Source organism: uncultured Arthrobacter sp., from assembly GCF_947493765.1.
Lineage (GTDB): Bacteria > Actinomycetota > Actinomycetes > Actinomycetales > Micrococcaceae > Arthrobacter_D.
This window is the reverse complement of record NZ_CANLSZ010000006.1, coordinates 131,935-155,816: the sequence shown is the minus strand read 5'-3', so window position 1 is coordinate 155,816 and position 23,882 is coordinate 131,935. Positions and strand designations below refer to the sequence as shown.

Below are 23,882 nucleotides of genomic sequence, written 5' to 3'. Positions count from 1 at the left end.
GAATGGCTTGTAGAGGTACTTCCATCCTGCAACCAGAGACCTACCCCTTCTTCACACCAACACACCCACCCGTGTCATCAACCTCATGACCCACAACATCTAGCGTTGACGGCACAGGCGGCGGCGTGACCCCAAACATCGAAGCCCCGACGGAAGGATCAGCATGAGAACGTCGATCCCGGCCTGGCGCGGTGCGGCCACAGTGCTGGCGTACGCAACGCTGGTCGTACTGCTGGCCGGGTGCACGACGAACCCCGGTCAGTCCTCATCCGGGCAGCCGGATGCCTCTCCTGCGCGCTCCGGTGGTTTCGACATCTCGACCGTCGCCTCGGGTCTCGACGCGCCATGGTCGATCGCCTTCGACGGTGACACCATGCTGGTCAGCGAGCGGGACTCGGGCCGGATCCTCGAGCCCACGGCCGACGGCGAGCAGCGCGAGATCGCGACCATCGACGCGGCGACGCCGATGGGTGAGGGGGGCCTGCTGGGCCTCGCCGTCCGCGACGACCACCTGTACGCCTACTTCACCGCGGGGGAGGAGAACCGGGTGGAGCGCTACGAGCTGACCGGCGCACCTGGCTCCCTGGGCCTCGGCCCCTCCGAGACCGTCCTGGACGGCATCGCGTCGGCGCGGACCCACAACGGGGGTCGGATCGCGTTCGGACCTGACGGGATGCTGTACGTGACGGTGGGCGACGCCGGGAACCGCGAGGCGGCCCAGGACCGCGATTCGCTCTCCGGCAAGATCCTGCGCCTTACCCAGGACGGCGACGTGCCGCAGGACAACCCGTTCGATGGATCCCCGGTGTACAGCTATGGGCACCGCAATCCGCAGGGCCTGGCATGGGACGACGACGGCATGATGTACGCCGCCGAGTTCGGGCAGGACACCTGGGACGAGCTCAACGTCATCGCGTCCGGCCGGAACTACGGCTGGCCGGTCGTCGAAGGGCTGGCCGCCGATGACCGCTTCGTGGACCCCGTGCAGCAGTGGGCTCCGGCCGACGCCAGTCCCAGTGGAATGGCGATCGCGGAGGGCAGCATCTGGATAGCGAATCTGCGGGGCGAGCGACTGCGCGAGGTGCCGCTGGACGACACCTCCACTTCGACCGAGCACCTCGTCGGGGAGTACGGGAGACTCCGCGATGTCGCCGTCGCCCCGGACGGCACGCTTCGGGTGCTCACCAACAACACCGACGGTCGCGGCGACCCGCAACAGGACGACGACCGCGTGCTACGGCTGGATCCCGCTGCCGCAGGCTAGTGCGCGGTGGACGTCGACGCCTCATCCATCCTCGTTCTTCGCCCAGGCGCAGGATGTCTTCGGGGACCCAGACCACATTCAGATGACGCGCGAACTGTTCGACACTGCGCGTCGCCTCGATCGGGTCCGGAGAGAAACCTGAGTGTTGTCCGAGGTCCGCACCTGGGCGTCAGGGTATGACGTGCTCGGCGCGGTAGCGGTCGAACAGGTCGATGAAGGAGTCCTGGGTGCGCCGGTAGCCGGTGAACCCAGCGAGCCTGCTCTTGCTCATGTCGGCGACCACTTCGATGGGACGGCCGAGATCGGCGTCCGTGTGCCACCAGGAGGCCACGCGCGCGAGGTCGGGTTCAACGAGGCCATGCTTCTCCACGATCCTGGCCCAGACGTCCTCGGAGCCGCGCATCTGCTCCTCCAGGGGCCGCGGCTCCCCGGAGAAGCCCTCCCACTCGACCCCGAACCAGGCCGCCAGCTTCGGCCACATCCACCGCCACCGGAAGACGTCGCCGTTGACGATGTTGTAAGCCTCGCTCCCGGGGGCCTCCGTCGCGGCCCAGACCATCTGCTCTGCCAGCAACGACCCGTCGGTCATGTCGACGAGGCTGTTCCATTGGGTCTCTGAGCCGGGGAAAGCGAACGGGCGGCCGGTCTCCCGGCAGATCGAGGCCTGCACTGCCAGGGTCAGGCCCATGTTCATGGCATTGCCCACCGCGTAGCCGATTACCGTGTGAGCCCGGTGCACGGACCAGCGGAAGCCCTGGCGTGCAGCGGCGGTCCACAGCTCGTCCTCCTGGGCGTAGTAGAAGTTCTCCACCGGCAGTCGCGGCTCGTCCTCCCGGAACGGGGTGTCGGGCATATTTCCCTTGCCGTACGCATCAAACGGGCCCAGGTAGTGCTTGAGCCCCGTCATCAGCGCAATGTGCTCCACGGGGGCACGGTCCAGAGCGGTCAGGAGGTTGCGCAGCATCCCGGCGTTAACCTCGATGTTCTGCTGCTCGGTCTCCTGGCGGGACCAGGCGGTGAAGAACACGTGCGTGGGCCTCTCGCCGTTCAGGGCCGCAGCGATGCTCTCCGGGGAACGGAGATCGGCGCCGATGTGTCGGGCCGTACTGCCGGAGACCGGGTTGCGGGAGAGGGCGAGCACCTCCCAGCCCTCCGTGCGGGTCAGCTGCTCGACGATCGCCGAACCGGCGATACCGCTGGCCCCCACCACCAGGGCGACGGGGTACTGCGGGGAGCCGATCTCCTGAGCGGAGTTTGCCATAGTGTGTTCTCGTTCCCGTGGTTGCTAATGAGTCACGTGAGCCTGTGGCGGAAGACGGGCTCATGAAGAACCTTCTCACCTGACATCTCGCTGTGGTGCTGTCTCCCGAGCAGTCTGACCCCGGCAGATCATGCGGGACCCACAGAGCCAGAATCGAGGGACTCACTCTACGTCGCCACGTGAACTGATCTGACTGGCGTCGGCGGTGCACTCGTCAGCTGCTGCGATCTGAGGCGGCAAGTCTGAGCGTTGCCCAGGACGCAGCTCTCTGCGCTGCCGCTCACGTCTGGCGGACGGACGCGTACTGGTCGAGTTCGATCACTCAGGAAATCGGTGGGCGAGTCCTGATACCAGCACTGTGTCAGTCCTCCGCGGACTTCCTCTCCCACGGCCGGGACGCCAGGACACGCCCGATCGGCCCGAGCCAGGACAGCACCACCAGCAGGCTGAAGGTGCTGCTCAACGAGGATCCGAGGGTGGTGGACGGGAACAGTTGCTGGACCCCCACGAGGATCACGACCACGAGCAGGACCTTCTTCAGGCCACCGAGCACGTGCGAGGGAATGGGGCGCGGCCACGGCGTGAAGGTGATCAAGCCCGGGTCCGTATCCGGTTCGTCCTGACCCATCGATCCCCCTCTGCGGTGCGTGTCCGTCCATTATCCTCTCGACGGGCCGGCGGTCGAGTATCGCCGGCCCGAGCCGGAGCCTGCCCTCAGTCCAGGACGCCCCAGCCCTGCGGCGGCAGGATCACCGCACCGTTGTCGATTGCTGCCTGACCACCGAGCACGGTGGATGCACCCCCGGCGTCGACGCGCTGCTCGGCACCGGACAGATTGAGCGCCACCACGAGTGAATCGTCACCGTCGACGGCCCGGTAGGAGAGCACCTCGTTGGAGAGCTGCAGCAGCTCGGTCGTCGCGCGGTGCAGCCAGGGGTGGCGGCGCCGGAGTCCGATGAGCTCCTGGTGCAGCGCGAAGACGGGCTGCCCGATCGCCGAGAGGTCCTCCGGCGACGGTGGGAAGAGCGGCCGGATGTCGTCGTCACCCCCGATCCGGTCCTCCTTGACGCCGCGGTAGCCCTGCTCGTCCCCGTAGTACACGGACGGCGTGCCACCCACGGTGAGGAGGACCACGAGCGCGAGCGGCAGCAGCCGTGCGTCGTCGAGCTTGCTGCTGATGCGGGTCACATCGTGGTTACCCACGAAGGTGAGTGGGGCGAAGGAACCCAGGAGCGCGGTGTGCCGTTCGAGCGCAGCGGCGAGCTCGAAGAAGTTCCCGTCGTTCAGGGAACTCCAGACGGCCTTCCACAGCTCGTACTGCGTGGCCGAATCGAGCCCGCCGGCAGCGACCTCCGCCGCATAGTCCCCGTGGATGTACTCCCCGACGAAGTAGGCGTCCGGATGCGCGGCCCGCACCCGGGCGGTCACGTCCGCCCAGAACGGGGACGGGACGGCGTAGGCGGCATCGAGCCGCCAGCCGTCCGCACCCCGGTCCAGCCAGAACTGCATGACCTCCACGACGAGATCCGCGACGGCGGGCTCCGCATGGTTCAGTGCCACGAGGTGGTGGTGGCCCTCGAAGTCGCGGTACCCGGGCTCGACGCCGGGACCCGCGCCGTCGGGCCAGTCGAGCGAGAACCACGACGCCGTCCGCGCCTCCGGGCCGGCTCCCAGGACCTCCTGGAATGGCGCGAACGAGCGTCCCACGTGGTTGAAGACGCCGTCGAGCAGGATCCGCAGCCCGCGCTGGTGCGCCTCGGCGATCAGGGTGTCCACATCCTCGAGCGTGCCCAAGCGGGAGTCGACGGCGAAGTAGTCGGTGGTGTCGTAGCCATGCGTCTCCGACGCGAAGATGGGGCCCAAAGCCAGTCCGGAGGCCCCGAGCTCCACGGCGTAGTCGAGCCATCCCACGAGATCCAGCAGCCGGTGCGGGGCTGCAGGGTTCGAGGTGGCCGCCTTCTCCGCGCCCACGAAGCCCAGGGGATAGACCTGCCACCAGATGGCGTGCTGCACCCAGTCGGGTTCGGTCACTGTGCTGCCTTCCGTCGTCTCCGGCCCACGGACACTGCTAACCGGCTGCTGCGAGCGTGGCGTCGATCAGCTCCTGCAGCTCCTCCTGGGAACCCTCGGGGACGGAGCCCTGCGCCGTCCGGAGGGCCGTCACAGCAAGGTCTCCGCGGAGCCCGACGACGGTCATGGTCTCCTGCTCACCCGCATCCGCCGAGGACTGGTGCGTCAGGGTGCCGAAGGTCCTGTCCGCCTCGGTCTCCGCCTCGAGGCGCTCCACCTCCTGGTCGACCGTGAGCCCCTGCGTCTCCACGCTGAAGGTCGAGCAGGCCCCCAGGGCGTCGTCCGAGGCCTCGATCCGGTCCTCGGCGAAGGCGGTGTCCGTGGAGGAGGCCAGCGAGACGACCGTCTGGACGGCGTCGCCGTCGGACATCGCCACCCCCGTGGCGTAGCCGGCGCCCTCGGGAGCTTCGAGGGTGTTCGCGACGAACACCCCGCACTCCTCGGGCATGATCTCCACGGAGTCGAGGAACTCGCGTGCGAGCTCCATGCTCTGGTCCAGCTGTTCCGTGGGCAGGACCTGCAGTGCCGAGCCGTCGGGGAGCTCCACCGTTCCGAGGATGGTGGTGAGCTCCTCCGAGGAGTAGGAGCCCGCGCCGGGGGCTGCCGTGGTCTCCGCCGTCGTGTCTCCGGCCTCTGCCGTGCTCGCTGCCGTGGCGCTCGCGGACGCCGTGGCCTCCGCCGTCGTGTCCCCGGTCGGCTCGTCCTCCGTGCCGGAGGAGCAGGCACTCAGGGCGAGGAGGGCTGCAAGGGCGAGTCCTGTGAGGGGTGCTGCTGAACGTGGCATGGGGTTCCTTCGACGGCCGCCGGGCCCACGGCCCGCTCCGGCAAGGCTACAACGAGTGCCTGCCTCAGGAGGCTTTCCCATCGAGGCGTCGGGCGACGGCCTGTGAGGCGGTGGTCGCCGGCAGCTGCACCACCGTGGCCCGCGGGCGGGTGAGGACCAGGGTCGCGACGGCGAGCAGGGCGGCGGGGATCGAGACGAGGACGACGACGGCGAGCGCGTACACCGCGAGCACCTCATGGATGGGCGACCCGTGGAGAAGCCGGAGCGTCGCGGCACCGCCGAACCACAGCCACGACCAGAACAGGGCGATCACCACCATCAGGGATCGCGCACGCCGGTATCCCAGGGGGTACTGCCTCCGCCTACGCTGCATCGTCGTCTCCTGCGGGCCCGTGCTCCTCGTCCGCCCGGGACGGAGCCACTGGATGCATGATAAGCCCGATTGGGGCTTTCGCGAGCTCCTGTCCGAGAATGAGGTGTGGCGAAATTGGGAGGATCGGACACCGGTCCGGACATCACCGTGCAGCGGATCCACCGGAACGGCCTGTGGGCGCGTGCCACCTCCGTGGGCGAGGAGGGCGAGCGCGCCTTCGTCCTCGTGCCGGGCATCGGGGTGTCCTCGCACTACTTCGAACAGCTCGCGCCCCACCTGAGGCAGTTCGGGCCCGTGTACGCGCTGGATCTCCCGGGCTTCGGCGGCGTCCCGCACGCCCGGACGGCGCTGTCCATCGGCCAGTTCGGCGAGCTCGTCGGTGCTGCCATCGACGAGCTCGGCCTCGAGGACCCGATCGTGGTGGGTCACTCGATGGGCGCGCAGATCTGCGCGGACCTCGCGGCCCATCAGTCCGGCCTGTCGAGCCTGGTGCTGATCAGCCCCGTGATCGACGCGGCGGCGCGCTCCCTCCCGGTCCAGGCGGTGCGCTTCCTGCGCTCGGCGCGGCACGAACCTTTCCGCGTCACCTTCCTCGCCGTGGTGGCCTATCTGACCTGCGGCTTCGGCTGGTTCTTCAAGATCCTCCCGCGCATGATGACGTATCCGATCGAGCGCACCGCCGCCCGCGTCCGGACTCCCACGCTCATCATCCGCGGCGAGCACGACGCCGTGTGCCCCCGTCCGTGGGTGGCGGCCCTGGGCCGGGCGTTCCGGACCGCCACGGTGGTGGAGATCGAGGGAGCGGCGCACTCGGTGATGCACGCCCACGCCCGTGAGGTGGCCGCCCTGTGCGTACGCCACGCGAGCGGGCACCTCGCGGATCATCCCGCAGTGGCCTCGGAGGCCTCCCGGGAAGCGCACGACGGCGGGGCGGACGACGGCGGGGCGATCGCCGTCGTCCCCGAGCTGCCGAAGGAGGCCGCGTCCCTCACTCCCGGCGAACGGGCACGTGCCCTGGCCGCCGAGTTCCAGGGAATCGCAACCGAGTTCATGGGTAACAAGACGGACAGCGACCACCTCGTGGAGACCGGCCGCGAGCAGCAGGCCGAGGCGCGCGGGCGAGGCAGGACCTAGGCTGCGTCGAGCATCGATGACCTCCACGGCAGCAGGCGCGTGGTCGGTCATGATGGAGGCATGGAATCCGACGTCCGCAATGTCTCCGCCGCCCTCGACCTGATCTCGGAGCACTGGCAGCCGCATCGGCTCACGAGTATCAACGACTACGACGTGAAGGTGGTGAAGCTGCAGGGCGAATTCGTCTGGCACACCCACCCGGACACCGACGAACTCTTCCTGGTGCGCAGCGGCCGGTTGACCATCCAGCTCCGCGACCGCGACGTGGAGCTCGGTCCGGACGACGTGTTCGTGGTGCCCGCCGGCGTCGAGCACTGTCCCCGTGCGGAGGAGGAGGTAACCGCGCTCCTGTTCGAGCCAAAGGGGACGGTCAACACCGGTGATGCGGGCGGGGAGCGGACGGCCGCCCTGCAGGAGCTGTGACTTCTCCGGTCGAGACAGCAGAAGCGACCGGCGCGAAGGGGGCCAAGCGGTACGGTCTGCGGTCTCGGCGGAGTAGGGGCCTCAGAAGGCCACGAGCACTACCGCGTCAGCTCCGCCTGCCCGACATCGGATGCGGCAGACCCCAGCAGGTGCACGTGGTCGGGGGTCAGGTCCTCGACCCTGTTGACGCCGAGCAGCTGCATGGTGCGGGCGGTCTGCGATCCGAGGATCTCGATGGTCCGATCCACACCCCTGCGGCCACCGGCCATGAGTCCGTAGAGATAGGCGCGGCCGATCAGGGTGAAATCGGCACCGAGGGCGATCGCTGCGACGATGTCCCCGCCGCTCATGATGCCCGTATCGAGGATGATGGCCGTCCTGCCCTTGAGCTCGGCGGCGACCCGGGGCAGCAGGTGCAGGGGGATCGGGGCCCGATCCAGCTGACGGCCTCCGTGGTTGGAGAGGATGATGCCGTCGGCCCCGTGGTCCACGGCCTTCTTCGCGTCGTCGAGGGTCTGGATCCCCTTGACCACCAGATTGCCCTTCCACACCCCGCGCAGCCAGTCGAGATCCTCGAACGTGAGGGTGGGATCGAACATCGAGTTGATGAGGTCGGCCACCGTGCCGGAGTAGCGCGAGAGCGAGGCGAAGGAGAGCGGTTCGTGGGTGAGGAAGTTGAACCACCAGGCGGGCCGGTAGGAGGCATCGACCACCGTCTTCAGCGTGAGGGCGGGCGGGATGGTCATGCCGTTGCGGACGTCGCGGAGGCGGGCCCCGGCGACGGCGGTGTCCACCGTGACCATCAGGGTGTCGTTCCCCGCGGCAGCGGCGCGACGGATCAGCTCCAGGGAGCGCTCCCGATCCGTCCAGAGGTACAGCTGGAACCAGTTGCGCCCGCCCGGCGCTGCCCGTGCCACGTCCTCGATGGACGCGGTGCCCATGGTGGAGAGCGTGTACGGGATGCCGGCGGCCTCGGCCGCCTGCGATCCGGCGTACTCCCCCTCCGACTGCATCATGCGGGTGAAGCCCGTGGGGGCTATACCGAAGGGCAGCGCCGAGGTTCGCCCGAGGATTGGCGTGGTGGTGCTGACGGTCTCCACGTCGCGGAGGATCCCGGGCCGGAACTCCAGGTCGAGGAAGGCCTCGCGGGCACGGCGCAGGGAGATCTCCGCCTCGGCCGCGCCATCGGTGTAGTCGAAGGGTGCCGTGGGGGTGCGCCGCTTGGCCTGCTCGCGCAGATCCCAGACGGTGTGGGCCCGCCGCAGCCGGGCGGCCGTCCCGAGCTCGGGCCGCTTGAACTGCATGAGGGGTGCTAGGTCGCCGACACTGGGGATCCTCCGCCGCAGGGCCGGAGGGACGGATGGTCGTGAAGGAAGCTGCATGGGGTGCCTTCGCTCGTCGTCGGGCATCGTCGCGGGGGGTGCCGCTGGTCAGGCAGACTCTACGGCCATGTGGTCCGACCACACAAGCTATGCTGGCGCCATGCGTAATCACCAGGTGGTCTCGGCATGGCTCGAGGGTGAGCTCGGCGCCGGACGTCTGGCCATCGGCTCCCGCCTGCCGGGGGAGCGGGCCATGGCCGAGCAGCTGAACATCTCGCGGGCGTCGGTCCGCGAGGGCACCCGCGTGCTGGAGGCCCTGGGTGTCGTCCGGGCCGGCGTCGGATCAGGACCGCAGGCCGGGACCGTCATCACCGCCAACCCCGCGCTCGCCCTCGACTCGGCGCTGCGGCTCCACGTGGCGAGCGCGCACCTGCCCGTCGGCGACATCGTCCAGACCCGGCTGCTGCTCGAGACCTGGGCCGTGGCGCACGCGGCGCCGGAGTCGCCCGCGCTCCGGCGCGCTGCGGTGCTCCTCGACGAGATGGACGCGCACGACGACGGCCCTGCCGGCTTCCTCGAGCGGGACGCGCTCTTCCACGTGGCGCTCGCCGATGCCACGGGCAATGTGCTGATCGGAGCCATGATGGGCTCCCTCCGCGGCTCTATCGCCGAGTACACCCAGCGCCTCACCGCGGGTCTCCCGGACTGGGAAGCCACGTCGGCGCGGCTGCGGCGCGAGCACCGGGCCGTCCTCGAGGCGATCCTGTCCCACGACGGCGAACGGGCAGCGGTGCTGCTCCGCGAGCACATCGAGGGCTTCTACCGGGAATCCGGGGTGCACGGCAACGCCGGTGCATGACGGCGATGCGGGACGGGGATCCGGTGCCTACACTGCAGGAAGCGGAACGCCGCGCACCCGACGGACGAGGAGCCGACCATGGAGTACACCGCGCAGATCCGGGGCGCAGCCCCGACCGGGCAGGGCCGGGCATGAGCGCCGTCGCCGTCCTGACCGAAGCATTCGGGCGCCTGCCCGATCTGGTGCGCGGCGCCGTCGGGGATCTCGACGCCGCCCAGCTGTCGGTGCGTCCGGGCGGTTCCGCGAACCCCGTGGGGTGGCTCGTCTGGCACCTGACCCGCGTGCAGGACGCCCATCTGGCCGAGGCCTTCGGGCATCCCGAGCTCTGGCGTGCCGAGGGCCATGCGGAGCGCTGGGATCTGTCGCTGGAGCCCGAGGACACCGGCTTCGGCCACACGGCGGACCAGGTGGACGCCGTGCAGGTGGAGTCGGCGCAGCAGCTGCTGGACTACTTCGACGCAGTCCATCGCCTGGCCATGACGCTGGTCGCCGGACTGCGGGAGGAGGACCTGCAGCAGGTGGTGGACGAGCGGTGGGACCCACCCGTGACCCTGTTGGTGCGGCTCGTGAGCATGCTCGACGACGCCGTACAGCACGCCGGCCAGGCGGCCTACGCCCGGGGCATCATCCTGGCCGGGGACCGAACGGACTGAACCTGCGCACTGACGACTGAGCCCACGAGCCGTCGACCGACCCCGCGCAGTGCAGCCCGGACCTGCGCACCGGCCGTCAGCCGCGGGGCTGCTGTTCCCCCGCCTCGATCGGTCCGTCGATCACGTTCGAGCGTACCGGCATGGGACACGTGCCGAACGCCGTGAACGCGCTGGGGTAGTTGACGGCCCGGTTGAAGTCCAGGACCACGGCACCCTCCGGGCCGGGTGCCGGCGTCGTGAGCTTCCGCCAGGGCGCCGTGGTGGTGCCGTTGGTCGAGTCGTGGAAGGTGATGGACAAAGCGCCCGTGTCCTCGCGGGAGGCTCGGAGCCGGATCTCCCGCGGGCCGTCCGGCAGGGAGAAGACGATCTCGCCCACACTGGTCTGCAGGCCGGGCACCTCCGGGTGCGCCATCGTGATCCGCTCCACGAGAGGGGCGGGATAGGGCTCGAAGTGGCCTTCCAGGACGAGATCGGACCGGTACCCGAAGACGGGCACGCCGCTGAAGTCCGTCAGCGTGGGTGCGAGGGCGTCGCGGGTGCGGATGGCGTACCGACCCGCCCTGCGGGCCAGCTCCACCACGATCCGGTGGCCGTCCTCCCCGCCGTAGGAGACCCACGAGAGGGACTCCTCGTCGTCGAGCGCAGCGGTGATGGCGCCCTCCACGGGGCGGCCGCTGGAGACCTCCGTGAGCCCGTCCGCGGCTCCGGCCAGCAGGCGCGCCCGGCCCTCCGCGGATGCCCACAGTCCCGGCACCAGGTCCACGGTCGAGGGCTCGTCGCCCAGCCACTGCAGGGAGGTGAGCGTCAGCCAGCCGTGCGGCTCGGCGAGCTCGGCGTCGCGCCTGTCCCGGAAATGCTGCCAGCGTTCCTCGGCGGTCGGAGTAGGGGCGTCCATGATGTCCTTCGTGAGCGTCGGATCGAGGAGTCGGGGCTCAGTTGCTGTAGCTCGCGGCCGCTCCGAAGCCCGCAATGATGATGACGACGAAGAGGACGCCCGCGAGGATCGCCAGTCCGTACAAAATGGTGGTGATCCAGCCGAGGATCTTCCCGGCCGTCGCGGGCACACCGAAGCCCTCGGCCTTCCTGGCCTGCCAGATGGCGAGCGGTCCGAAGACGATGCCCGCGACAAAGAATCCCACCAGGCCGAAGATGAGGGAGAGCTGCGCCGCCTTCTCCCCCTCCAGCCGCTCGTAGGACGGCTGGTAGAACCCGGACTGGTACGGCTGGTAGGACCCCCGGTATTGCTCCGGCCGGTAGGGGCCGTCGACGCCCTGCGCCCTGTGCGCACCGCCGTCGTAGGGGTTCTCGTGCCCGCCGGGGAACCGGTTCTCGGTGCCGTAGGGATCATGGGACATGGGGGTCCTCCTGCTCGACTGCTCTCGGGGTGTACCACGGCGCCTGCTCGTGTACCTCATCATGCCGCGTCCCGTCCTCCCGCGCATCCGGGCACTCCGACCCTGGAGCGATGCGTCCCGGGGCGGGTATATTCCAGAGATGACATTCATCCGGTTGGTCGCCGCCGCTGCCGCGCTTCTCGGGATCGTCGCGCTCGGACTCGTCCTCGACACCCCACGGGTGGTCGAGTCCTCGGAGTGGACCCAGTACCGCAGCGCCGCGACGAACAACGCGGAGGTGACGAGCGGCCTGACGGAGATCCGTACAGGTGCCATCGCCACCGCCAACGAGGTCCGGTCAACGCCGGTGATCGCCGCGGGGAAGATGTTCGTGGGCAACCACGACTCGGGTGAGCTGCAGGCTTTCGACCTGGTCACCGGCGCGCTGGTCTGGCAGCAGAAGGCCCCCAACTGGGTGCACTCGGAGATGATCTACCAGGACGGGCGGATCTACGTGGGCTTCGGCAACCGGCTCGAGCCGGAGTGGGAGCCGGGCGACAATCGGGTGCGCGGACTCGGCGAGAGCGGTCTGCTGAGCCTGGACGCCGCGACGGGCAAGCCGCTGTGGCGCTACGACACCGAGGGTGCCGTGATGCCGACCCCGGCGCTGGTCGGTGGCTCCCTCTACGCCGTCACCGGGGACAAGCATCTCTACGAGCTGGACCCGGACACCGGTGAGGAACGCAGGGTGGAGTCGCTGCCCAACTGGGTGAGCATGTCCTCTCCCGCGGCCGCCGACGGCGTGCTCTACTTCGGCGGCGGGAGCACCACGCCCAGCCGTGTCTATGCGTACGACACCGAGGCGAAGGACTTCGCGTGGCGTACGGAGCTCCCGGCGGCCACCGCCGGGCTCGACGACGTCCCGCCGGCCGTCGCCGACGGACTGGTGGTCACCACGCTGATGCACGCCGTCAGGGACGACGCGGACGAGATCGTGGGGGAGACGCACGAACTCCTGGCACTGGATGCCGTGACCGGCGAGGTCGTCTGGCGCCACGATCTCGGGAGCGGCCCCGTGAGCTCCAACAACCGCTCCGGTGCCCCGATGATCGACGAGGGCACGGTGTTCGTGGGGAGCCCCACCACCAAGGAGTCCTACGCGTACGATCTGCAGTCCGGCGAACAGCTCTGGCATGCACCCACCGGGGCCGTGAAGGGCGCACCCGCCACGAACGGTCGGTCCGTGTACTTCGGCACCGTGAAGGGAGCCGTGTTCGCGCTGGATCCGCGGACGGGCGAGATCCAGGGCAGGGTGGAGCTCGACGGCGTCCTCGCCCCGGCGGGACCGGTGATCGTGGACGGCACCACGCTCGTGGTGGCGAGCCAGAACGCCACGGTCTACATCCTCCCCATCGGCGGGGACGGCGGCTTCGCCGGCGCCGAGGACGGGACTGCCCCCGGGTCCTGATGCGCGGGCGGTCAGGCGGTGTGGTCCTCCGGCGTCGCCCCGAGGAGCCGGAAGGTGAGGAACAGCCGGTGTGCGGTGATGACGACGGCGAGCCAGGCAATCCCGATCGTCCACGCCACCAGGACGTCGGTGAGCCAGTGGTGCCCGAGATACACGCGGCTCAGCCCCATCGTGACCGCGAAGACCAGGGCCAGCGCCACGATCAGCACCCGCGTGCGTCTGTCCAGGAGCGGCGTCGGACCGCGAGCAGCACCATGATCCCGAGCGCGAGGACGGGCATGCCGATCGGCCCGCCGATGGTGGTGTATCCCGTCATGAAGGCGCTGAACCAGTCCTGCCGCAGCGACACCGCGAGTTCCAGGACGGGCCGGTCCAGGGCTGCGACGCCGTCGGACTCCACCACCGCCTCGTACACCTCGGCCGACGCCGCCGTGAGCGCCGCCGCGATCCCACCCCCGATCCCGACGATGAGCAGCAGCGCGGCATGCGGGCCGATCCACCGGACGAGGGGCGCGAGACTGCGGACGAGGAGGCGCCCCACGGATGTCCGCCACCACGTGAGGTCCCGGGTCCCTACGTACTGGTCCTGGTGTGCCGGCATGAACCGAGCCTATGCCGATCCGGGCGTCCGGGCGGCCCGTCGGCGGTGCGCGGAAGGCCGGCCCACGGGACGGCGTCGCGGGTTAGGCTGACGCCATGAGCGAGCCAGAGCTGATCCGCGACGTCGTCCGAGGTGTTCCGGTCTTCCCGGACGAGATGCCGTTCTTCGATCCGGGGGCGGCACCGGAGTCGCCGATCGAGCTGTTCTTCGCGTGGCTGAGGCAGGCGGTGGCGGACGACGTCGCGGCGCCCCATGCCGTCACGCTGTCCACGGTGGGCGACGACGGCACGCCGGACGCCCGCGTGGTGATCCTGAAGGACCTCACCCCGGCCGGATGGCAGGTCGCCTCGAGCAGCGACAGTCCCAAGGGACGCCAGCTGACGGCGAATCCGGCCGCCGCGCTGACGTTCTTCTGGCCGGCGGCCGGGCGGCAGGTGCGCATCCGGGGTGCGGTGTCGATCGGCACCACCGAGGAGAACGACGCCGATTTCCAGCGGCGCCACCCCGTGGCCCGTGCCCTCGTGCTCGCCGGCGGGCAGAGCGAAGTGATGGACAGCCGCCGGGTGCTCGATACCGCCGTCGAGGAGCAGGTGCAGCGGCTCGAAGCGGCGGACGGCATCGCGTCGACCACCTGGACCGTCTTCACGGTGGCCCCGGAGGCGGTGGAGTTCTGGCAGGCCGACCAGCAGAGACTGCACACGCGACTGCTGTACACCCGGTTCGGTGCGGGGTGGCGCAGGGAGCTGCTCTGGCCGTGAGGTGCTGGTCGCTCAGCCGAAGAAGACGATGCGGACGAGGGCGAGGGTGCCGATCACGAGGATGGTGATCCGCAGCGTGAGGGGCGAGAGCCGGCGGCCCACCCGCGCCCCGACGAGCCCGCCCAGGGTCGCGCCGACGGCGATGAGCAGCACCACCGTCCAGTCGATGGACCCGGGCGCGGCGACGACGAAGGTGAGCGCGGCGACGCCGTTGACCACCGTGGTCAGCACATTCTTGATGGCATTGATCCGCTGCAGGCTCTCCATCGTGACCAGGCTCATCAGACCCACGATCAGGATGCCCTGCGCGGCGCCGAAGTACCCGCCGTAGACACCGAGCAGGCCGATACCCGCGAGCAGCAGCAGGGCCCGACGCCGGGAGGGCGCCGCATCGGGCGCCGCCTCACCCGCCTTCGCTGCCGCCGCCCGCTGGACCCGGGGCGCCACCGCCACCATGACCAGGCCCAGGACGATGAGCGCGGGCACGATGGCCTGGAAGGCTTCCGGGGGCAGCACCAGCAGCAGCAGGGCACCGGCGAGACCGCCGAGGACCGAGAGGGGAAGGAGCCTGAGCAGGAGTCGCTTGTTCGCCGCGATCTCGCGACGATAACCCCAGGATCCGGAGAGCCCACCACCCACGATCCCGATGCTGTTGGAGATGTTCGCGACGATCGGTGGATAGCCGAAGAGCAGCAGGGTGGGAAAGGTCACCAGTGTGCCGGAGCCCACCACCACGTTGATCATGCCCGCCCAGAAGGCTGCGGCGAGGATCACGAGAACTTCGAGCACCGGAGTCACAGGAACCGGGTGATCAGATGCGCACGAGCATCTTGCCCGTGTTGGCGCCGTTCATCATGTCGAGGAAGGCATCGACCGTGTTGCCGATCCCGTCCACCACGGTCTCGTCGAAGACGACGCTGCCGTCGTGGAGCCAGCCGGTCATCTTCTCGGCGAACTCGGCCTGCAGGTCCTGGTGCTGCCCCACGGTGAAGCCCTCGAGCCGGAGTGACCGCGTCACGAGATTCGAGAGATTGTCCGGACCGGGGGAACGCTCGGTGTCGTTGTACTGGGAGATCGCCCCGCACAGGGCCACGCGCCCGCCGGTGTTCAGCCGGTCGAGTGCGGCCTCGAGATGATCCCCGCCCACGTTGTCGAAGTACACGTCGATCCCGTCGGGCGTGAGTCCCCTGAGCTGTTCCCTGACGGGCGCGTCCTTGTAGTTGAAGGCGTCGTCGTACCCGTACTTCTCCCGGAGGACCGCGACCTTCCCGGCCGATCCTGCGGAGCCGATGACGCGCGACGCCCCGAGCTTCCGCGCCACCTGCCCGGCGATCGAGCCCACGGCTCCTGCGGCGCCCGAGATGAACACGCTCTCGCCCTCGGCGAGACCCGCGATGCGCTTGAGCCCCACGTAGGCGGTCAGACCGGTCATGCCGGCCGCACCGAGGAAGACGGACAGGGGCAGACCGGTCTCCGGCAGGGCCGAGAACTGTGCAGCCGGTGCCTGGGCCACGTCGCGCCACCCGTAGCCGTGGAGCACGGCGGTCCCCACGGGAAGGGTGTCCGACGTCGACTCCACCACCCGGCCCACCGCGCCGCCCGTCATGGTCTCGTCCAGGCCGAACGGCGGGACGTAGGACTTCGTGTCGTTCATGCGTCCGCGCATGTAGGGGTCAACGGACACGAACTCGTTGCGTACGCGCACCTCGTCCGGGCCGAGGGCGGGCAGGTCGACCGAGACGGTCGAGAAGTTCTCGCTGGTCGGTGTGCCGACGGGGCGCGTGGTGAGCTGGATCTGGGTACTGCTGGTCATTGACTGCTCCTGGTGCTGATCGTTGCCTTCTCGAGCGAACTATTGGCCCAGGGCAATTATTCCGGTCAGAGCAATCGCGCCAGCCGCGTCCGCAGTTCGACGGCGGTCGGCGGCGCATCCAAGGGCCGCGGCGCCCGCCCCCACAGCCACAGGAGCATCTGCTCGGCGTCCGCGCGCAGGGTCGGCAGCCCGACGGCGGGGACGTCGCGCTCGACGACGGCGCGCTGGGGATCGAGCCGGATGTCCCAGGAGTGCGGTCCCACCTCGAGCCTGATGGTTCCGCCCGACGCATCCGGGTCCGGCTTGCCCCGCGCGAGCATGACGAACAGCACCTCGTCGACGCCGTCCACCGCGAGCTCAGGGTCCAGGGGCGTGGTGGTCCCCGGAGCCGCGTCCTCGAGGTCGAAGCGGTGGATCACCGTCTCATGGGTGAGGCGCCGGATCCAGAAGCCCACGGTCTGGTCCTCCGGCACCCAGCTCTGCGCCGGGTCCGTGGGCTCGTGGGCGTCGAACTGCTCGATCAGGCGGTCATGGCAGTGTTCGAGGAGGGCCTGCGGAGGGAGGCTCCCGACGCTCAGCGGCGGCCAGCCGTGGCTGGGCTTCTCTCCCGTCCTGATGGTCTCGGCCTTGTGCAGGAACACGATCGCGGTGTGCCGGACGAGGTCCTCACCGTTCCAGCCGGGGCAGGCGGGCACCGGCCGGTCGAGGGTGGGCTGGACGAGGGCGGAGAGGGCGAGGTATTCCCGGTCGAGGAGCTCCCGGTACCGGTCGAAGGACAGGGCGTGGGGAGAGGGTCGGCTCATTCCTCGAGTGTAGGCGCGCACCTCGGACCCGACGATGTTACCGGCGGGTAATGTGACCGGCATGCACCTGATCCTCCGCACCCTGCTGCTGCTCGTGACCTCCCGCCGGCGCTCGGCCCTGAGTATCTGGGCGTCGGGCAGCGTGCGGATGCGGGTCCTGCCGACCGACATCGACATCGCGATGCACATGAACAACGGCATGTACTTCTCGGTGTTCGACCTCGGCCGATTCGACCTGATGGTGCGCAGCGGAGTGTGGCGGACCATGCGCCGTCGGGGGTGGAACCCGGTGGCGGCGGGGGAGACGATCAGCTTCCGCAAGTCGCTCACGCTGGGCCTGCACTACACGATCGAGACGCGCATCATCGGTCTCGACGAGCGCGCCATCTACTTCGAGCAGCGCACCGTGGTGGACGGGGAGATCTACGCGCGGGCATTCATCGCCACGCGTCTGGTCTCGCCGACCCGCCCGGTCAGCAACGAGGAGATCATCGCGGCCTTCGGTGCGCCACCGGAGGATCTGGTGCTCCCCGCCTGGATCCACGAGTGGCGGCTCAACAACGCCCTGCCGAGCACCCGGAAGCCCGCACCGCACGGCTGGTAGGCGCGCAGGGCGGGTCTGCCGAGGGCGTGCTACCGATCCGCAGGCTGACCGGAGCGGCTGCGGACCAGGTGCTGGATGCCGAACAGCGAGCCCCCGACCAGCAGGAGGATCCCCGTACGGAGCCAGATCTCCCCGGTCTGCTGCGTCAGCAGCAGGACGCAGGACGCGATGGCCAGGTAGGGGAAGATCACCGGGATGTGGAAGTGCCGGTGGGCCACCGTGTCCTTCCGAAGCACGATCACGGCGATGTTGGTGCTCAGGAAGACGAACAACAGGAGCAGGACGACGGTCTGCGCCAGGGATTCGAGCCCGCCGGTGAGGGTGAGGGCCATGGCGACCAGGGTCGTGGCGACGATGGCCACCCACGGGGTGCGCCGGTTCGGCAGGACGCGGTCGAAGACCGAGGGGAACAGGCCCTGTTCTGCCATGCCGAAGGTGATGCGGCTGGACATGATCATGGTCAGCAGCGCGCCGTTGGCGACCGCCACGAGCGCCACGAGGCTGAAGAGCCAGTTCGGGATCCCCGCTCCCGTGGCGGCGACGACGTCGAGCAGGGGCGAGGTGGACCCGGCGAGCTCCTCCGGAGGGAGCGCCACGGAGGACGCGAGGCCGATCAGCAGGTAGACGATGCCGGCGGTCAGGAGAGCACCGAAGAGCGCCCGCGGGTAGACACGACTGACGTCCTTGACCTCCTCGGCGACATTGGCGGAGACCTCGAAGCCCACGAACGAGTAGTAGGCGATCAGCGAGGCCGACAGGACCGCGGTGGCGGGGCCCACGCCCGGCGGGAACTCGTTGACACGCGAGATGTCCCCGTTGCCGGCACTGATGAAGATCCCGACGACGACGATCACCAGGACCAACCCGGAGACCTCGATGACGGTCATGACCACGTTGCTGCGCACCGATTCCTTGATCCCGCGCATGTTCAGCAGGGCGAGCAGCACCAGGAACACCAGTGCGGCGGGCACCACCGGGACGTCGATGAACGTGGTGAGGTAGCCACCCGCGAAGGCCTGCGCCAGACCGGCGGCGCTCGTCACCCCCGCGGCGAGCATGCAGAAGCCCACCAGGAACGAGATGAACGGTGTCCTGAACGCCCGCTCCGCGAAGACCGCGGCGCCGCCGGCTCGCGGGTACTTGGTGACGAGTTCCGCGTAGGACCCGGCGGTGAGCAGCGCCAGGGCGAGGGCCACCATGAGCGGGATCCAGATGGCGCCGCCCACCTCCTTCGAGATCACGCCGACGAGTGCGTAGACGCCGGCTCCGAGGACGTCGCCGAGAATGAAGAGATACAGCAGCGGCCCCGAGATGCCGCGCTTCAGTCGGGTGTCGGGGACATGCTCCGTCGAGGCCATGGCGTCAGTCTAGGGGAATCCCTAAGCAGGCTGTGTATCCTCTTCTCGCACCTTTCACCACCGCACCGGCCGACGCGCCACGGGGGTGCGGACGGTGGAATTTGCACGATCATGTGTGACAGACCGCATAATTACCCTCATCACCGATGGCCGCAGGCGGCCACCCACGCCCACAGAAAGGCTATCGATGAGTTGGCTCAGCCGCGACCATACGATCGCTCCACCAGGATTCAACCGATGGCTCATCCCACCGGCAGCGCTCGCCGTCCACCTGTGCATCGGACAGGCGTACGCGACCAGCGTCTACAAGACAGCACTGACCTCGCACTTCGACGCCAGCCTGACCCAGATCGGCATCATCTTCTCGATCGCGATCGTCATGCTGGGACTGTCCGCAGCCTTCCTGGGCACCTGGGTGGACCGTAACGGTCCACGCATGGCGATGTTCACCTCGGCCCTGTTCTGGACCTCCGGGTTCCTGGTGGGCGCCCTCGGCATCTTCACCAACCAGCTGTGGCTCGTCTACCTGGGCTACGGCGTCATCGGCGGGATCGGCCTGGGCATCGGCTACATCTCACCGGTGTCCACGCTCATCAAGTGGTTCCCGGACCGCCCGGGCCTGGCCACCGGCATGGCGATCATGGGCTTCGGCGGCGGCGCCCTCATCGCGAGTCCCCTGTCCACCCAGTTGCTGCGCATGTACGACCCGAACTCCGGTGTCGAGGGCTGGGTGGCGAGCGGCGACGCCGTCGGCAAGTTGTTCCTGACCCTCGCCGCCATCTACCTCGTCTACATGATGTTCGGCGCATTCACCATCAAGGTCCCGGCCGAGGGCTGGAAGCCCGAGGGCTTCGATTCGTCGAAGCTGAAGACCCGCAAGCTCATCACCACGGACAACGTCTCGGCCTCCAACGCCATCAAGACCCGCCAGTTCTGGCTCGTCTGGATCGCATTGTTCTGCAACGTGACGGCAGGGATCGGCATCCTCGAGCAGGCCTCCCCGATGATCCAGGACTTCTTCCGGGGCGCCGACGGCACCACCGCGGTGTCCGTGGCGGTCGCCGGCGGCTTCGTGGGACTGCTGTCCATCGGCAACATGGCGGGCCGCTTCCTCTGGTCGACGGCGTCGGACGTCATCGGCCGCAAGCGCATCTACATGGTCTACCTCGGTGTCGGAGCGCTGCTGTACGTGGTGCTGGCCCTCGCCGGATCCTCGACCACCCTCCTGTTCGTCGCCATGGCCGTCATCATCATCTCGTTCTACGGCGGCGGGTTCTCCACCGCACCGGCCTACCTGCGCGACCTGTTCGGCACCTTCCAGGTGGGGGCCATCCACGGCCGGCTGCTGACCGCCTGGTCCGCGGCGGGCATCGCGGGGCCCCTGATCGTCAACGCCTTCCTCGACGCCCAGGGAACGCCGGGCGAGCTCACGGCCGGTGCCTACCAGCCGGCGCTCCTGACCATGGTGGTCCTCCTGGTCATCGGGTTCATCGCCAACCTGCTCGTCAAGCCCGTCGACTCCCGGTTCCACGAACCTGCCCGGGAGAAAAAAGAACTAGTGAAGGAGGCCTGAGATGGCCGCAGCACGGATCGTCTTCGTCTGGGCGCTGGTCGCAGTGCCGCTCGTCTACGGCGTGACCCAGACCCTCATCCGCGTCTCAGCACTGTTCGGCGGCTGAGACCACCGGGTCGAGGCATGACACCGGACGAACGGCATCCCACCAACCCCGAGGGCGGTGGGATGCCTGCGTCGGAGGAGGTGCGCAAGGGCATCTGGGCGCTGGCGCAGCCGATGCCGGGCGGCCATCTCGCCTACTCCCTCACCTATCTGCTGCGGGGTGACGACGGCGGCATCCACGTGATCGATCCCGGGTGGGACTCCGACGCCAACTGGGCCCGGCTCGAGTCGGTGCTCCGTGAGCTCGCGCCCCACAGCGGCGGGGTCCGCGCCGTCACCGGTATCACGGGGACCCACCTGCACCCCGACCACGTGGGTCTGGCGGCCCGCCTCCGCGCCGCGTCGGGAGCCGCCTTCGCCCTGCACGGCGTGGAGCGGCAGGTGCTCGAGGAGCACAGCACGCGCCTGCTGGACCCGGACGAGGCGCTCGGACGTCTGGAGGGCTGGGGTGTCCCGGAGACCAGGCGGCCGGACCTGCTCCGCTTCGTCGATCGCTCACCCGAGGGACTAGCGGTGGCCGTGGACCACGATCTGGCCGACGGCGACACCCTTGCTGTCCAGGGTCGCCGGATCGAGGTGCTGGCGACCCCCGGGCACACCGCGGGGCACATCTGCCTGCGCGACGACGACCACGAAGTGCTCCTCACGGGCGACCACGTGCTGCCGACCGTCTTCGCCGGGCTGGGCCTCGGCGGCACGACGGCGTCGAATCCCCTCGCGGACTACATCGAGTCGGTGGAGCGACTGGAACCCTACGGCGACTACGAGGCGCTCCCGGGCCACGGCCACCGGTTCCGGGGTCTCGGTGACAGGGCCCGTGCCTGCCGCGATCATCACCTGGCACGCACACGGGACGTGGGGGCGATCCTCGAGGAGACCGCGCCGGGATCCGAGGCCCCGCCCATCTGGGACATCGCCTCCCGCCTGACCTGGACGGCGGGCTGGGACGGCCTGCAGGGCCTGCACCTGCTGTCCGCACTCAGCCAGACCGCGATGCACGTGGACTTCCTCAGGTCCGGCCCCGTGCGTTAGGGCCGCCGGAGAACACAGCGGCACCGGACGGACGTCGGGTCTCCTCCGGGCGCGGGCAGCGGCCCGAATACACGCCCGGCTCCGGCTCGCCTAGATTGAAGGCATGGCAGACACCACCCAGTACCAGGACGCCGCAGCGTCCAGCCCTCCGCCCCTCGAGCAGCTCGCAGCCGCGCACCGGGTGGCAACCACGTTCAAGGGGTGGGACGGCGAGCCCGCTCACGTGGCCCCGGAGACCCTCGTCCTGGTGCTCGCCGCCCTGGGGGTCGATGCCTCCTCCGCTGCCCGGATCGACCATGCTCTTCAGGACGCGCAGCTCAGGGAATGGCGCTCCGTCCTCCCCGCCGTCGTCGTGGTCCGCCGGAGCGACACCGACCCCGTGGCCCTCCACGTGCCCTCCGGTGCCCCGGTGGAGGTCTGGGTCGTCGACGAGGACGGCGTCCGTCACGACGGGAGGGTCGGCGCCGCGACGCTGAGCAGAACCGTGGACGGACAGCAGCTGGAGCGCCGGGAGGCCGTGCTCCCGGAGGAGCTGCCACTCGGCTGGCACACGCTCCACGCCCGGGTGGACGGCGAGGACTCGTCGTGCACCTTCGTGGTCACCCCGGACCGCCTCAGCACCACGGCAGCGCTCATGGACAGCCGCACCTGGGGGCTCATGGCCCAGCTCTACTCGGTGCGCTCGGCGGAGTCCTGGGGGATCGGCGATCTCGCCGACCTCGGGCAGATAGCCCGCGCCACGGCGGACCAGGGTGGCGGCTTCGTCCTGGTCAATCCCCTCCATGCCGCGGAACCGAAGCCTCCGGTGGAGCCCTCCCCCTACCTGCCCACCACGCGGCGCTTCTTCCACCCGCTCTATCTGCGCATCGAGGACATCCCCGAGTACGCCCTCCTGGACCGCGCTGCCCGCGCCCGCGTGGACGATCTTGCGGCGTCGTTCGCCGCTGCCAACACCACCGCCGGCCTGCTCGACCGGGATCCGTCCTACGCCGCGAAGCTGGAGGCGCTCGAGCTCCTGTTCGCCGTCGGACGCGACGACCAGCGCCAGCACGCCTTCGACGCCTACCGTGCGCGCCAGGGTCAGGGACTCGGCGACTTCGCCCTCTGGTCGGCCCTCGCCGAGACGCTGGAGCCGGGCGCGGCAGCGTGGGACGACGTCGGCCGGCCGGGTTCGCCGGAAGCGCGGCGGGCTGCGGAACGCCACGCGGTGCGCATCGAGTTCCACGAGTGGGTGCAGTGGCTCCTGGACGAGCAGTTGCAGCGGGCCCAGCGTGCCGCCGAGGACGCGGGCATGTCGATCGGCGTGGTGCATGATCTCGCCGTGGGCGTGCACCCGAGCGGAGCCGACGCCTGGGCGCTGCAGGACGTCCTGGCTGCCGGGATCAGCGTGGGTGCCCCGCCGGACATGTTCAACCAGCACGGCCAGGACTGGAGTCAGCCGCCGTGGCATCCGGAGCGCCTGGCCGCCTCCGGGTACGCAGCCTTCCGCGACATGCTGCGCAACATCCTCACCCACGCCGGAGGGATCCGGGTGGATCACATCCTCGGGCTGTTCCGGCTCTGGTGGATCCCGCAGGGCCAGGCACCCGGCGCGGGCGCCTACGTCTACTACGACCACAGGGCACTCATCGGCATCCTGGCGCTGGAAGCGGAACGGGCGGGTGCGATCGTGATCGGCGAGGACCTCGGCGTCTTCGAGCCGGGGGTCCAGGAGTATCTGGGCGAGCGCGGGATCTTCGGCACGTCGATCCTCTGGTTCGAGCAGGACGACGACGGACCGCTGCCTCCCGAGGCGTACCGTGCCGCGTGCCTGACCACCGTGACCGTGCACGATCTGCCGCCCAGCGCCGGCTACCTGGAGGGTGAGCACGTCCTGCTGCGGGAGGAACTCGGTCTGCTCAGTCGTCCCGTCGAGGAGGAACGGGCGGAGGACCGCGCCGTTCAGAAGAGGTTCCTCGACCTCCTGCGTGAGCGCGGCCTGCTGGTCGGTGACGCGCCGGGGCTGCAGCAGACCGTCGAGGCGCTCCACGGCTTCATCGGCCGGACCCCGTCGGTCCTGCTCGGCGTCGCGCTCGCCGATACGGTGGGCGAGCGCCGCACGCAGAACCAGCCCGGGACCAACGACGAGTACCCGAACTGGCAGATCCCGCTGGCGGACGCGGACGGTCACGTGGTCCTCGCCGGGGATCTCGCGGGGAACCGGCGCTTCGCGTCCCTCGTGGCCGCACTGGGGCTGCCTCCCGCGACCTGACCGGCCGCCCGCACCACGACCGAGGGCCCCGACACGTGT

25 protein-coding genes are annotated in these 23,882 nt (G+C 69.6%); 11 read left to right on the top strand and 14 right to left on the bottom strand.

The genetic code is table 11. The annotated features are described in order from the left end of the window. Positions 1-163 precede the first annotated feature (163 nt). Positions 164-1,264 (top strand): sorbosone dehydrogenase family protein, encoded by a 1,101-nt coding sequence (locus tag Q0747_RS10770; protein ID WP_298254464.1) that lies wholly within the window; start codon positions 164-166, stop codon positions 1,262-1,264. A gap of 169 nt (positions 1,265-1,433) precedes the next feature. Here Q0747_RS10770 and Q0747_RS10765 read toward each other — a convergent pair whose 3' ends face one another. The 5 genes from Q0747_RS10765 to Q0747_RS10745 all read right to left on the bottom strand — a co-directional run bounded on the left by Q0747_RS10765 (position 1,434) and on the right by Q0747_RS10745 (position 5,752). Further along, a complete protein-coding gene (locus Q0747_RS10765; RefSeq protein ID WP_298254462.1) occupies positions 1,434-2,525 on the bottom strand; it encodes an SDR family oxidoreductase in 1,092 nt (363 codons plus the stop codon). 361 nt (positions 2,526-2,886) lie between these two features. Beyond that, entirely contained in the window at positions 2,887-3,153 is a 267-nt protein-coding gene (locus tag Q0747_RS10760) for a hypothetical protein (protein WP_298254460.1), read from the bottom strand. A gap of 86 nt (positions 3,154-3,239) precedes the next feature. Next, positions 3,240-4,556 (bottom strand): alpha-amylase family glycosyl hydrolase, encoded by a 1,317-nt coding sequence (locus Q0747_RS10755; protein ID WP_298254458.1) that lies wholly within the window; start codon positions 4,554-4,556, stop codon positions 3,240-3,242. A gap of 37 nt (positions 4,557-4,593) precedes the next feature. Then, positions 4,594-5,379: a hypothetical protein gene (locus Q0747_RS10750; RefSeq protein WP_298254456.1), complete on the bottom strand. Its 786-nt coding sequence runs from the start codon at positions 5,377-5,379 to the stop codon at positions 4,594-4,596. Positions 5,380-5,443: 64 nt separating this feature from the next. Beyond that, on the bottom strand, positions 5,444-5,752 hold the full coding sequence (locus Q0747_RS10745) for a hypothetical protein (RefSeq protein WP_298254454.1): 309 nt from the start codon (positions 5,750-5,752) through the stop codon (positions 5,444-5,446). Between the two features lie 105 nt (positions 5,753-5,857). Between Q0747_RS10745 and Q0747_RS10740 the strand changes: the two genes are divergently transcribed. Both Q0747_RS10740 and Q0747_RS10735 read left to right on the top strand, forming a co-directional pair. Then, complete coding sequence (locus tag Q0747_RS10740) at positions 5,858-6,886, top strand: alpha/beta fold hydrolase (RefSeq protein ID WP_298254452.1); 1,029 nt, start codon at positions 5,858-5,860, stop codon at positions 6,884-6,886. A 60-nt stretch (positions 6,887-6,946) separates the two neighbouring features. Next, positions 6,947-7,309, top strand: a complete 363-nt coding sequence (locus tag Q0747_RS10735; RefSeq protein ID WP_298254450.1) for a cupin domain-containing protein — start codon at positions 6,947-6,949, stop codon at positions 7,307-7,309. 98 nt (positions 7,310-7,407) lie between these two features. Here the strand turns inward: Q0747_RS10735 and Q0747_RS10730 are convergent, their stop codons facing one another. Then, positions 7,408-8,718 (bottom strand): alpha-hydroxy acid oxidase, encoded by a 1,311-nt coding sequence (locus Q0747_RS10730; RefSeq protein WP_298254448.1) that lies wholly within the window; start codon positions 8,716-8,718, stop codon positions 7,408-7,410. A gap of 73 nt (positions 8,719-8,791) precedes the next feature. On the opposite strand from Q0747_RS10730, the gene Q0747_RS10725 reads away from it, so the two are divergent. Together Q0747_RS10725 and Q0747_RS10720 are read left to right on the top strand one after the other, a co-directional pair. Next, a complete protein-coding gene (locus Q0747_RS10725; RefSeq protein ID WP_298254446.1) occupies positions 8,792-9,490 on the top strand; it encodes a FadR/GntR family transcriptional regulator in 699 nt (232 codons plus the stop codon). 131 nt (positions 9,491-9,621) lie between these two features. Beyond that, the gene (locus Q0747_RS10720; protein ID WP_298254444.1) at positions 9,622-10,143 is read left to right on the top strand and encodes a mycothiol transferase; all 522 of its coding nucleotides are present in this window, start codon (positions 9,622-9,624) and stop codon (positions 10,141-10,143) included. A gap of 76 nt (positions 10,144-10,219) precedes the next feature. On the opposite strand, the gene Q0747_RS10715 is transcribed toward Q0747_RS10720, so the two are convergent. Both Q0747_RS10715 and Q0747_RS10710 read right to left on the bottom strand, forming a co-directional pair. Next, complete coding sequence (locus tag Q0747_RS10715; protein ID WP_298254442.1) at positions 10,220-11,038, bottom strand: DUF1684 domain-containing protein; 819 nt, start codon at positions 11,036-11,038, stop codon at positions 10,220-10,222. Positions 11,039-11,075: 37 nt separating this feature from the next. After that, complete coding sequence (locus Q0747_RS10710) at positions 11,076-11,498, bottom strand: DUF4190 domain-containing protein (RefSeq protein ID WP_298254440.1); 423 nt, start codon at positions 11,496-11,498, stop codon at positions 11,076-11,078. Between the two features lie 139 nt (positions 11,499-11,637). Here Q0747_RS10710 and Q0747_RS10705 point away from each other — a divergent pair, with 139 nt between their 5' ends. After that, positions 11,638-12,945 carry a PQQ-binding-like beta-propeller repeat protein gene (locus tag Q0747_RS10705; RefSeq protein ID WP_298254438.1) on the top strand — a complete coding sequence of 436 codons (1,308 nt, stop codon included), beginning with the start codon at positions 11,638-11,640 and terminating at the stop codon, positions 12,943-12,945. 11 nt (positions 12,946-12,956) lie between these two features. On the opposite strand, the gene Q0747_RS13910 is transcribed toward Q0747_RS10705, so the two are convergent. Together Q0747_RS13910 and Q0747_RS10700 are read right to left on the bottom strand one after the other, a co-directional pair. After that, positions 12,957-13,154: a phosphatase PAP2 family protein gene (locus tag Q0747_RS13910; RefSeq protein ID WP_367277707.1), complete on the bottom strand. Its 198-nt coding sequence runs from the start codon at positions 13,152-13,154 to the stop codon at positions 12,957-12,959. Beyond that, positions 13,148-13,546, bottom strand: coding sequence for a hypothetical protein (locus Q0747_RS10700; RefSeq protein WP_367277706.1), 399 nt, complete (start codon positions 13,544-13,546; stop codon positions 13,148-13,150). The genes Q0747_RS13910 and Q0747_RS10700 overlap by 7 nt, the downstream gene beginning before the upstream one ends. Positions 13,547-13,641: 95 nt before the next feature. Between Q0747_RS10700 and Q0747_RS10695 the strand changes: the two genes are divergently transcribed. Then, on the top strand, positions 13,642-14,304 hold the full coding sequence (locus Q0747_RS10695; protein WP_298254436.1) for a pyridoxal 5'-phosphate synthase: 663 nt from the start codon (positions 13,642-13,644) through the stop codon (positions 14,302-14,304). 12 nt (positions 14,305-14,316) lie between these two features. Here Q0747_RS10695 and Q0747_RS10690 read toward each other — a convergent pair whose 3' ends face one another. The 3 genes from Q0747_RS10690 to Q0747_RS10680 form a co-directional block, all read right to left on the bottom strand. After that, positions 14,317-15,102, bottom strand: coding sequence for a sulfite exporter TauE/SafE family protein (locus Q0747_RS10690; RefSeq protein ID WP_298254434.1), 786 nt, complete (start codon positions 15,100-15,102; stop codon positions 14,317-14,319). A gap of 13 nt (positions 15,103-15,115) precedes the next feature. Continuing rightward, positions 15,116-16,117 (bottom strand): NADP-dependent oxidoreductase, encoded by a 1,002-nt coding sequence (locus tag Q0747_RS10685; protein ID WP_298254432.1) that lies wholly within the window; start codon positions 16,115-16,117, stop codon positions 15,116-15,118. Between the two features lie 65 nt (positions 16,118-16,182). After that, a complete protein-coding gene (locus Q0747_RS10680; RefSeq protein ID WP_298254430.1) occupies positions 16,183-16,920 on the bottom strand; it encodes a maleylpyruvate isomerase family mycothiol-dependent enzyme in 738 nt (245 codons plus the stop codon). A 61-nt stretch (positions 16,921-16,981) separates the two neighbouring features. On the opposite strand from Q0747_RS10680, the gene Q0747_RS10675 reads away from it, so the two are divergent. Further along, positions 16,982-17,524 (top strand): acyl-CoA thioesterase, encoded by a 543-nt coding sequence (locus tag Q0747_RS10675; RefSeq protein WP_298254428.1) that lies wholly within the window; start codon positions 16,982-16,984, stop codon positions 17,522-17,524. Positions 17,525-17,553: 29 nt separating this feature from the next. Here the strand turns inward: Q0747_RS10675 and Q0747_RS10670 are convergent, their stop codons facing one another. Further along, positions 17,554-18,882: an APC family permease gene (locus tag Q0747_RS10670; protein ID WP_298254426.1), complete on the bottom strand. Its 1,329-nt coding sequence runs from the start codon at positions 18,880-18,882 to the stop codon at positions 17,554-17,556. Between the two features lie 187 nt (positions 18,883-19,069). Between Q0747_RS10670 and Q0747_RS10665 the strand changes: the two genes are divergently transcribed. From Q0747_RS10665 to malQ, 3 genes are all read left to right on the top strand, one after another. Then, complete coding sequence (locus tag Q0747_RS10665) at positions 19,070-20,455, top strand: OFA family MFS transporter (protein WP_298254424.1); 1,386 nt, start codon at positions 19,070-19,072, stop codon at positions 20,453-20,455. 123 nt (positions 20,456-20,578) lie between these two features. Further along, the gene (locus Q0747_RS10660; RefSeq protein WP_298254422.1) at positions 20,579-21,592 is read left to right on the top strand and encodes an MBL fold metallo-hydrolase; all 1,014 of its coding nucleotides are present in this window, start codon (positions 20,579-20,581) and stop codon (positions 21,590-21,592) included. A gap of 103 nt (positions 21,593-21,695) precedes the next feature. Next, complete coding sequence (gene malQ, locus Q0747_RS10655; RefSeq protein ID WP_298254420.1) at positions 21,696-23,843, top strand: 4-alpha-glucanotransferase; 2,148 nt, start codon at positions 21,696-21,698, stop codon at positions 23,841-23,843. Positions 23,844-23,882: the final 39 nt, after the last annotated feature.

Bases quoted from the DNA above. Each gene is read 5' to 3' on its own strand.
- Q0747_RS10720 (WP_298254444.1), top strand. From the start codon at position 9,622: ATGAGCGCCGTCGCCGTCCTGACCGAAGCATTCGGGCGCCTGCCCGAT.
- Q0747_RS10725 (WP_298254446.1), top strand. From the start codon at position 8,792: ATGCGTAATCACCAGGTGGTCTCGGCATGGCTCGAGGGTGAGCTCGGC.
- Q0747_RS10715 (WP_298254442.1), bottom strand. From the start codon at position 11,038: ATGGACGCCCCTACTCCGACCGCCGAGGAACGCTGGCAGCATTTCCGG.
- Q0747_RS10735 (WP_298254450.1), top strand. From the start codon at position 6,947: ATGGAATCCGACGTCCGCAATGTCTCCGCCGCCCTCGACCTGATCTCG.
- Q0747_RS10675 (WP_298254428.1), top strand. From the start codon at position 16,982: ATGCACCTGATCCTCCGCACCCTGCTGCTGCTCGTGACCTCCCGCCGG.
- Q0747_RS10685 (WP_298254432.1), bottom strand. From the start codon at position 16,117: ATGACCAGCAGTACCCAGATCCAGCTCACCACGCGCCCCGTCGGCACA.
- Q0747_RS10730 (WP_298254448.1), bottom strand. From the start codon at position 8,718: ATGCCCGACGACGAGCGAAGGCACCCCATGCAGCTTCCTTCACGACCA.
- Q0747_RS10660 (WP_298254422.1), top strand. From the start codon at position 20,579: ATGACACCGGACGAACGGCATCCCACCAACCCCGAGGGCGGTGGGATG.
- Q0747_RS10705 (WP_298254438.1), top strand. From the start codon at position 11,638: ATGACATTCATCCGGTTGGTCGCCGCCGCTGCCGCGCTTCTCGGGATC.
- Q0747_RS10750 (WP_298254456.1), bottom strand. From the start codon at position 5,379: ATGCCACGTTCAGCAGCACCCCTCACAGGACTCGCCCTTGCAGCCCTC.
- Q0747_RS10770 (WP_298254464.1), top strand. From the start codon at position 164: ATGAGAACGTCGATCCCGGCCTGGCGCGGTGCGGCCACAGTGCTGGCG.
- Q0747_RS10710 (WP_298254440.1), bottom strand. From the start codon at position 11,498: ATGTCCCATGATCCCTACGGCACCGAGAACCGGTTCCCCGGCGGGCAC.
- Q0747_RS10765 (WP_298254462.1), bottom strand. From the start codon at position 2,525: ATGGCAAACTCCGCTCAGGAGATCGGCTCCCCGCAGTACCCCGTCGCC.
- Q0747_RS10700 (WP_367277706.1), bottom strand. From the start codon at position 13,546: ATGCCGGCACACCAGGACCAGTACGTAGGGACCCGGGACCTCACGTGG.
- Q0747_RS10670 (WP_298254426.1), bottom strand. From the start codon at position 18,882: ATGGCCTCGACGGAGCATGTCCCCGACACCCGACTGAAGCGCGGCATC.
- Q0747_RS10695 (WP_298254436.1), top strand. From the start codon at position 13,642: ATGAGCGAGCCAGAGCTGATCCGCGACGTCGTCCGAGGTGTTCCGGTC.
- malQ (WP_298254420.1), top strand. From the start codon at position 21,696: ATGGCAGACACCACCCAGTACCAGGACGCCGCAGCGTCCAGCCCTCCG.
- Q0747_RS10745 (WP_298254454.1), bottom strand. From the start codon at position 5,752: ATGCAGCGTAGGCGGAGGCAGTACCCCCTGGGATACCGGCGTGCGCGA.
- Q0747_RS10760 (WP_298254460.1), bottom strand. From the start codon at position 3,153: ATGGGTCAGGACGAACCGGATACGGACCCGGGCTTGATCACCTTCACG.
- Q0747_RS10680 (WP_298254430.1), bottom strand. From the start codon at position 16,920: ATGAGCCGACCCTCTCCCCACGCCCTGTCCTTCGACCGGTACCGGGAG.
- Q0747_RS10665 (WP_298254424.1), top strand. From the start codon at position 19,070: ATGAGTTGGCTCAGCCGCGACCATACGATCGCTCCACCAGGATTCAAC.